The 261-nt window shown below is 70.9% G+C and carries 1 protein-coding gene; it reads left to right on the plus strand.

The features are described from left to right. The coding region (locus RTN46_RS16840) for a ferritin-like fold-containing protein (protein WP_312183163.1) at nt 1–185 on the plus strand (185 nt) is incomplete at its 5' end. Nucleotides 186–261 lie beyond the last annotated feature (76 nt).

The raw sequence follows: 261 nt of genomic DNA on the forward strand, positions 1-261 counted from the left end.
GGGGCCGTCGGCTCGTCGGCGAAGCGCTGACCCAGGCCCAGCGCGTGGTGATTGAGCGGGCCTTCCCCAAGGGGCTGGCCGACGCGCTCAGCAACGAAGAGTACGACTCCCAGGTCCGTGAACTGTTCAGCCAGCTCACGCGCAACCACTCGCGGCGGATGTCCCTGCTGGGCCTGACGGCCTGAGCTGGGCGCCGTGCCACCACTATCCATCCGCCCGTTCCGCCGGGCTCTCGCCATGGCGGCAGCGCTGGCGGTTGCG

It is taken from the genome of Arthrobacter sp. (genome assembly GCF_031988865.1).
GTDB lineage: Bacteria > Actinomycetota > Actinomycetes > Actinomycetales > Micrococcaceae > Arthrobacter_B.